This window comes from Nocardiopsis protaetiae, from assembly GCF_045446735.1.
GTDB lineage: Bacteria > Actinomycetota > Actinomycetes > Streptosporangiales > Streptosporangiaceae > Nocardiopsis > Nocardiopsis protaetiae.
In genome coordinates, this window is sequence record NZ_JBJJBV010000289.1 from 1 (window position 1) to 8257 (window position 8257).

Here is an 8257-nt window from a genome sequence, read left to right on the forward strand (position 1 = left end):
GGCCTCCCGGTCACGGCCCCGGCATGGTTCCTCCCGGCGCACACCGGACCGGTGTGCGCCGGGAGGAAGCCCCGAGATCGGCGGATCCTCGGTGTGGTGCCGACAGCGCGGTGCCGACAGGGCGGGGTGCCCCGCCGCCGTCAGCGGGAGAGTTCCTCGTTCTCCTGCTGGAACGAGGCCAGGACGTGGCCGACCTCCGCGGGGAGCCGCTCGTCGGGCGGCCGGGGGGTGGGCACCTGGAGCCGGATGAGCTGCGAGGGCTGCGGGCGCTGGGAGGGTCCGGTGCGCACCATGTGCTCGATGCGGTCGGCGTAGCCGGTGAAACCCTGCGATTCGTGCCACGCGTACCACGCGCCCTGCGTCGTGAGCGGGTCGAACCCCCACCGGGCGGTCCTGGCCGCGGCCTCCCGCTGCACGGTCGGGTCGGCCTGCGCCGCCCGCTGCCTCACCTTGCGCAGGACGACGAACGTGATCCCCAGCCCGGCGAACAGGATCAGCGGGCGGGCGTCGCGCAGGCCCGGCCTGTCGGCGGCCGGGTTGATGGCCTCGCAGTCGGCTTCGGTCAGAATGGGATTGGTGTCGAGCATTTCCAGGCATTCGGCATAGGTGAGCCGATCCGGATCATTGGTCTGGGGAAGGGATTCCAACACCGATGCGGTCAAAATCTGGAAGATCAGACCGATCGCGGCCAGGCCGGCGGCGATGAAACTCACAATGGAGGCGATTTTGAAGCCGTTCTGCTTCAACCGTGCCGGGTGATTCGTGAAGCGCCGCTTCTCGTCCGGCGGGATCTGGGCCTGTGCCCGTCCGATCGCGTTTGCCCACGCGGCCTGCCAGGTGCGTTCGCGGTCGCGCAGGAGCGGGACGAGGGCGGCGGCGCGCTGCTGCCAGTCGACGAACGCCGTGCCCTCCGGAGTCTGCCGCCACATCGAGAACTCGTGCCGGGCGGTCTGCTCGGCCACGGCCTGCTGGAGTGCGTGCTGCTCCCGCTGGAGCGCGAGCTGCGCCTCCTGCGTCCTCGCCATCTTCGCGGTGTTCGCGGCGGTGATGCCGTTGAAGACCATGCTCGCGCCGCTGGTGAACGCGATGCCCTTCAGGAGCTGGGTGTTCTGGGCCGCCGACTGGGCGGCGCTCGCGCTCGAACTCCTGATGTCGCTCAGGTGTTCTTCGGATTTCGCCGTCGAATGATCGATGTTCCGCAGATGATCTTTTGCAGATGTCATGCCCTTGTCGGTGCTTTCTGCTCATGTGTGGACGGGGGTTTCCTGTGCCGTGTCCCCGGCGGCACGGCGTGGCGAGAACTCCTGGAACAACCGGTGTTCTCAGTCCACAGACCGCAGGTCAGCGTAGCGAAAATACTGGTTTATGACCATTTCTGTGATCCGGCTCGGGCGGTGTCCCCGCGGGGCGGAGGCGCGCACCTGTCCGTTCTCCCCGGCATTCCCCTCTCGTCCCCGTAGGTCCGGCCGGGGCCGGGGGAGGGGTGGGGCGGGAGGGGCAGGGCCCGGGAACGTCGGTTTCCTTCGTAACGGATCGACTTGATGGTAGGAAGTCAACGCACAGGGCTTCCCGCTCCCCCCCAGCCGCCCGGAGGCTTCCCATGACCCACCGGTGGTCGATCCGCTCACGCACGCCCGCCGCGGCGGCCGCGGGTTCCGTTCTGGCCCTCACCCTCACCCTCGCCCCGCTCGCGGATGCGAGCACCGCGCCTGAGGACCCGCGCGATCACACCGGGTTCAGCGAGACCGTCGAGATCCCACCGGGCGGCCCGGTCGCACCGGCCGACGACCCCGCGCCGCGGCTGGAGACGTTCACCTCCGAACGCCCGGTCGCCCCCGGTGTCACACTGACCTCGTTCGATACCTACGGGCCGGACGGCTACACCGGGACGCCCACCTGGTCGCAGGCCGACCTGCTGGCCGTCGACCTCGCCGGCGGGGTCCGCGTCGACTACCTGTTCCCCGGCCGGGTGACCGACCGGGAGCCGTTGAGCGCCCAGGCGGACCGGGTCGGCGCGGTCGCCGCGGTGAACGGCGACTTCTTCGACATCAACGCCTCCGGAGCGCCGCAGGGGGTGGCCGTGCGGGACGGCGAGGTGATCCAGTCCCCGACCACCGACGACCACCGCGGGTCCGCGGCGATCCTCACCCCCGACGGGCTCGGCGCGATCGGCGAGGTGTTCTTCGAAGGCGCCGTCGAGCTGCCGACCGGAGAGGCGCCGCCGCTGGACGCGATCAACAAACCGGCCCTGGCCACCGGCGGGATCGCCGCGTTCACCCCGCTGTGGGGGACGTACTGCCGGTGCCGGGCGGTCGAGGGCGCGGCACGGACGCTGGAGGTCGTCGTCACCGACGGCGTCGTCACCGAGATCGTGGACGAGCCGCGCGGGGGTGCCATCGCCGACGACGCCTTCGTTCTGGTCGGCCGCGAGAACGGCGCCGCGGCACTGTCCGACCTGTCCGTGGGCGACGTAGTCAACATTGACTACCGGGTCCGGACCGGCGCCGACCAGGAGATCCACGCCGCGCTCAACGGTCGCCAGCTGCTCGTCGTCGACGGCGAGGCACAGCGTGCCCGGGAGAGCGACAACACCCCGGGCGCCCCGCGCACGGCCATCGGCTTCTCCGAGGACGGCTCGCAGATGTACCTGCTCAGCGTCGACGGCCGACAGCCCGCCTTCGCCGCGGGGGTCGGCCTCGACGAACTGGCCGAGATGATGGTCGAGGCCGGTGCGCACACCGCGCTCAACCTCGACGGCGGCGGCTCGACCACCCTGGTGGCGCGAACCCCCGGCGCCGAGCAGGTGCGGGTGGAGAACCGGCCCTCGGACGGGGAGGAACGCCCCGTGCCCAACGGACTCGCCCTGTTCGCGCCCGAGGGCAGCGGCCGGCTCGACGGGTTCTGGGTACGAACCCGGATCGAACCCGAACGGGCCGATGGCTCCGCCTACGCCGCACCGCCCCGACCCGACCGGGTGTTCCCCGGCCTCACCCGCACGCTCACCGCGGCCGGCCACGACGAGACCTACGCGCCGGTCCGGGCCGACCCGCACTGGCGGTCCGCCGACAACCGGGTCGGCACCGTCGACCGCGACGGCGTGTTCACCGCCCGTTCGACCGGTACCACCACCGTCACCGCCCGCCAGAGGAACGCCACCGGGGACATCGGGCTGACCGTGCTGGGCGAACTGACCCGGCTGGGGACCACACCCGAACGGGTGGGGCTCGCGGACGCCGAGGCGTCCGCCGTGGTCGAGGTGACCGGCTACGACGCACAGGGGTTCACCGCGCCGATCGAGCCGGCCGACGTCGAACTGACCCTCGACGAGACCGTCGCGCGGGCCTCGGTGACCGAGGACGGGCGGTTCGAGATCCGGGCCGCCACCGACAGCGGGGCCGCGGTCGCCACCGTCCGGGTCGGCGGCGTCGAGACGAGCTTCGCGGTCACCGTCGGCCTGGAGGAGGTCGTCGTCGCCGACTTCGAGGACGCCGCCGACTGGTCCTACCTCGGTGAGCGCGCCGACGGGAACGTCGCGGCGACCGAGGGGCGGGACGGCGCCGCGGTGGAGCTGGCCTACGACTTCACCGCCTCGACCGGGACCCGCACCGGCGGCGTCCTGCCACCCGGCGGAACCCGGGAGATCCCCGGACAACCGCAGGAACTGCGCGCCCGGGTGCACGCCCGGGGCGACGGGGAGTGGGCCAGCCTCCAGGTCTGGGACGGCTCCGGCCAACTGCTGCCCGCGCTGCGCGCCGGCTACCTGGACGAACCCGGCTGGCAGGAGCTGGTCTTCCCCGTGCCGCCGGGCACGCGGTACCCGCTATCGCTGCGCCGCGTCTACTTCGCCGAGACCGACCCGGACGCCGCCTACCACGGCACGGTGGTCATCGACGAGCTGACCGCCATGGTGCCGCCACCCGTGGACGTGCCACCCGCCGAACCGGTCGTCGACCCGGTGGTGGCACCCGGTTCGGCCGTGGCCGACCGGGACTGGCGGTTCGCCGTCCTGTCCGATGCGCAGTTCGTCGCCCGCGACCCGGACAGCGGGATCGTCGCCTACACCCGGCGCGCGCTCCGCGAGATCCGTGCGAGTGACGCCGAGTTCCTCATCATCAACGGCGACCTCGTCGACGAGGCCTCCCCGGAGGACTTCGCGCTGGCCCGGCGCATCCTCGACGAGGAGCTGGAGGGCGAGCTGCCCTACTACTACGTTCCGGGCAACCACGAGGTGTCCGAGGGGACGCTCGACAACTTCCGGGAGGCGTTCGGGGAGCCCTGGCGCGTGGCCGACCACCACGGCACCCGGTTCATCCTCCTGGACACGGCACGGTTCTCCTACCAGGCGAGCGACTGGTCGCAGCTGCCGCTGCTGCGCGAAGAGCTCGACCGCGCGGCCGACGACCCCGCCGTCACGTCGGTCGTGGTGGCCCAGCACGTGCCCCTGCGCGACCCGCTGCCCACCAGGGCGAGCGAACTGGCGGACCGCAAGGAGGCGGCGACCGTCGAGAGCTGGCTGTCCGGGTTCCAGGCCCGGACCGGCAAGGGCACCGTGTTCATCGGCGCGCACGCCGGCCTGTTCCACGCGGACCGGGTGGACGGCGTGCCCTACGTCATCAACGGCAACGCCGGCAAGAACCCCTCGGCCGGTCCCGCCGACGGCGGCTTCACCGGCTGGTCGCTGTGGGGCGTCGACACCCACGGCGATCCCGCGTCCTGGGTGGCGGCCGAACTGCGCCCCCACGTGGACGGGCTGGACCTCGCGGCGCCGACCGCGGTCGCCGTTGGCGAACGAACCCGGGTCACCGCGACGGTCGACAACGACGGCACCATGGTCCCGGTCGCCTACCCGGTGAGCGCGGACTGGTCCGGCTCCGCCGGCGTCCACATCGGCCCGGCCGAGGAGGCCACGACCGACCACGCCGCCGCCTTCGACCCGGCGACCGGCCGGTTCACCGCCCTGGCGGAGGGGACCGTCGACCTCGCGGTCACGGTGAACGGCGTCACCGAACAGACCACCATCGAACTCAAACCCTGACCCTGCACGGTGAGGGAGTGGTCGCGGCGCCGGGTGGTGACCACGACCCGGCCGCGGGGCTGGTCATGTGGGGGCCACAGGTCGGTGACCTGCGCGGGATCGGCCAGATCGTCCCAGACGACGAGCCAGCGCCGGTTCCGGTGCTTGCCGGGGTCGGCCGGCCAGGTCAGGAACAACCGGGCGGCGTCCCGGCGCCGGCCGAGCGGCCACTGCCCCGGGCCGGTGCCGAGCTGCTCGGCGAACCGCCGGGCGAGGGCGCGGCTGGACACCCCGGCCTGCTCGGCGAGGCGGTCGAGGGCCAGCGGGGCGTCCCGGCGGGAGGCGGCCCACTCCAGCAGCGGCGCCAGCGACGGGTCCGTCCTGGGCGGCGCGGGGCGTGCGGCGTACTAGCCGGTCGCCCTCCCGGTTCGGCGGCAGGACCATGTTCCGGGCGATCAGGGCGGCGTACACCGCGCCGTGGTCGGAACGCGCCAGGTGCAGGCACAGGTCGATGCCCGCGCCGGTCCCGGCACTGGCCGCCACGTCGCCGTGGTCCACGAACAGCCGGTACCACTAGGTATCGGACGTCACCGGTTCGAGCCGGACAGGGGGCGGCCCCACCTCGGTGCGCAGGGGACCACGGGTATCCGCGCGGGGACCGAAACGGATCCAGGCCAGCTCCCGCGCCTGGCGCCGGTCGAGTGCGAGCAGACTGCGCGTGCCCGGCGCGAATGCAGCCGGCCCGCGCCGGGCGGCCGCGCGCAGCCGTCGCCAGCGCCGCGAATGCGCCCGGTGGCTGCGCTCGGTCACCAGCCGCCCCCGGGTGCTCTGCCCGTTCCGGGCCTCCTGCGGAGTGGCGTCGATCATCAACACGTGCATCTCGTACCGGCGGAGCCGGCAGAGCAGGGCGAGCAGCACGCGGACCGTGCCCCGAGTCCCGCACTCGTGCATCACCACCGGGCCGCCGCGCAGCGCCGCGGCCATCCGGACCAGGTGCAGTACGTGCACCACCCAGCGCCACAGCGGGTAGGGGATCCGACCGAGCAACGTTCCCAGCCGGCGCCGCGACTGTAGCGAGTCGACCACCCGCACACCCTCCGCGGTGAGCACGGTCCGCTCCTCGTCCTCGCGGAGCCCGAACAGCCGCCGCAGCAGGGTGCTCTTCCCGGCCCCGGGCACCCCGGCGACCAGGACCACGGACCGTCGGGGGTAGACCATGCCGCGCACCGTCGCGTCACCCACCGTGGGAACATACCGCGCCAGCCCTCGGAACATCCTCGGCAGCTCCTCAAAAGCCGACCTTCGCGCCGGTGAGGCGCGGCTCCACAGCGGCCGCGTCACCGATGCCATGACGCTACCGGGCATCGACGACTCCGAAGAACGCAGGACACCCCGGCTTCTCAAGAACCCCGCACGAAACACCTGGGAGCAGACACGGCTGCCGCCGGGCGCAGACCGGAATCGGCACAGGACCGGTCCCCGACCCCGCGCGGCCCGCCGTCGATGCCGTGGACACCGCACCGGCGTGTGGCTCGCACGGGGGACAGGACCGACGCGCCGATTGCCCACCCCAGGGGGCATCCGAGCGGTGTGCCGGAACCGTAACTTGCTGTTCCGTGGCGCCCCCGAGCCGCGAGGTGCCCGAACAGTGGGAGAAGAGACCATGGGATCGTCCAGCGGGCGGCAGCCCTCATCCGAACGGCCGGAGAACCCCCGGCCTTCGCACGGGAGGGCCTCGACGGGGCGGCCGCGATCCACCTGGACACGACTCGCGATCATGTTCCCGGTGCTCCTGGTGGTGATGACCGTCACCGCGCCCGTCAACGCCGCGGCCTCCGCGAGCCCGGTGACCGCGCTGCCGGTAGGCGTCGGCACCGCCGTGCTCGCCCTCTGGTGCTACGTCGGCCTCGTCCGGTGGCTGGAGCACCGGAGCGCGACCGAGCTGGTCCTGGCCGAAGCCGCCTCCGGCCTCGGCCGGGGCGCACTTCTCGGATTCGGGCTGTTCACGGTCACGATCTTGCTGATCGCGGCCCTGGGCGGGTACCGCGTGACCGGCTGGGGGTCCTTCGACGGTCTGCTCATCACACTGGGGCTGATGTCCTGCGTGGCGGTCGTCGAGGAACTGCTCTTCCGCGGCGTGCTGTTCCGGCTGCTGGAGGAGAAGCTCGGCACCTGGGGCTCGATCGGCTGTTCCGGCCTGGTCTTCGGCCTGGTGCACGTGGTCAACCCGGACTTCACCCTGTGGGGCGCCCTGGCCATAGCCGTTGAGGCGGGCTTCATGCTCGGCGCCGCCTACGCGGCCACACGCAGCCTGTGGCTGCCCATCGGGCTGCACCTGGCCTGGAACGTCTCCCTGGCCGGAATCTACGGAACGGGTGCCGGCGGTACCGATGTCGGCACCGGCAGCCTGATCGCGGGCGGCATGAACGGCTCGAACCCCCTGTTCGGAGGTTCCTCCGGCCCCGAGGCCGGCCCGCTGGCGGTCCTGCTGTGCAGCGTGCTCACCGTCGTTCTCCTCCTCCTGGCCAAGCGCCGGGGCCGCCTCTACCGCCGAGGGGAGGCGCCGACCACACGTTGAGTCGTGGAGGCGGTCCACCGCCGACAGGGGCGGCCGCCGCGGTTCGAAGGTCCGCCAGAGTCGGCCCGTGCCCGGTCCGGAGACAAGAGCGCTTCCCAGCGGGCTGACGGAGCTCCTGGGCCGATGGAGGGCGCGGGGAGCCGCCCTGCCCGACGGCGTCCTCACGTTCACGCTCACAGCCATGGCTTTCGTGCCCGGCCTTGTGGACAACGGGGTCGTGGTGGGCGGGCTTCCCCAACGGCCCCTGGACGCGGTGGGCCTCGCCCTGGTGCTGGGGCAGTGCCTGCCCCTGGTCGTGCGCCGTCTGCGCCCCCTCGCCTGCCTCGCCGCCGTAGCCCTGTGCTTCGCCGCGGTCCAGCTGTTCGCCTACCCGTCGACGTTCGCCGGCGTCGGAGCCATCGTGGCGCTCTACAGCGCCGGTGCCCACCAGAGCCGCTTCCGGCTCCCCACGGTGGCAGCGATGACGGTCGGCTACCTGCTGCTCGCCCTGGCATTGAACGCACGCGGATCGTCCGAGCGGGTCGTCGACTAGGGCCTGTTCTGGGTTTTGATCACGGTTCGGGCACTCGCCCCCCGGGCGAGGGCCCGAACCGGTAAACCAGACCCATGGCACGCGGCGACCTCACCGACGACGAATGGGACCTGATCGGACCGCACCTGCCCCT

At 72.5% G+C, this 8257-nt stretch carries 5 protein-coding genes; 3 read left to right on the forward strand and 2 right to left on the reverse strand.

The genetic code is table 11. The features are described 5' to 3' along the window. Positions 1 to 140: 140 nt before the first annotated feature. Positions 141 to 1223, reverse strand: coding sequence for a hypothetical protein (locus tag ACJOT3_RS29400; RefSeq protein ID WP_406976384.1), 1083 nt, complete (start codon positions 1221 to 1223; stop codon positions 141 to 143). Between the two features lie 377 nt (positions 1224 to 1600). Between ACJOT3_RS29400 and ACJOT3_RS29405 the strand changes: the two genes are divergently transcribed. Beyond that, entirely contained in the window at positions 1601 to 5035 is a 3435-nt protein-coding gene (locus ACJOT3_RS29405; protein ID WP_406976385.1) for a phosphodiester glycosidase family protein, read from the forward strand. A 552-nt stretch (positions 5036 to 5587) separates the two neighbouring features. Here the strand turns inward: ACJOT3_RS29405 and ACJOT3_RS29410 are convergent. Further along, a complete protein-coding gene (locus ACJOT3_RS29410; RefSeq protein WP_406976386.1) occupies positions 5588 to 6289 on the reverse strand; it encodes an AAA family ATPase in 702 nt (233 codons plus the stop codon). A gap of 502 nt (positions 6290 to 6791) precedes the next feature. Between ACJOT3_RS29410 and ACJOT3_RS29415 the strand changes: the two genes are divergently transcribed. Continuing rightward, positions 6792 to 7592: a CPBP family intramembrane glutamic endopeptidase gene (locus ACJOT3_RS29415; protein WP_406976387.1), complete on the forward strand. Its 801-nt coding sequence runs from the start codon at positions 6792 to 6794 to the stop codon at positions 7590 to 7592. A gap of 67 nt (positions 7593 to 7659) precedes the next feature. Continuing rightward, positions 7660 to 8124, forward strand: a complete 465-nt coding sequence (locus tag ACJOT3_RS29420) for a DUF7134 domain-containing protein (protein ID WP_421536142.1) — start codon at positions 7660 to 7662, stop codon at positions 8122 to 8124. Positions 8125 to 8257 lie beyond the last annotated feature (133 nt).

Excerpts from the sequence above, each read along its gene's own strand:
- ACJOT3_RS29400 (WP_406976384.1), bottom strand. The coding sequence starts at position 1,223 with ATGACATCTGCAAAAGATCATCTGCGGAACATCGATCATTCGACGGCG.
- ACJOT3_RS29405 (WP_406976385.1), top strand. The coding sequence starts at position 1,601 with ATGACCCACCGGTGGTCGATCCGCTCACGCACGCCCGCCGCGGCGGCC.
- ACJOT3_RS29410 (WP_406976386.1), bottom strand. The coding sequence starts at position 6,289 with ATGTTCCGAGGGCTGGCGCGGTATGTTCCCACGGTGGGTGACGCGACG.
- ACJOT3_RS29415 (WP_406976387.1), top strand. The coding sequence starts at position 6,792 with ATGTTCCCGGTGCTCCTGGTGGTGATGACCGTCACCGCGCCCGTCAAC.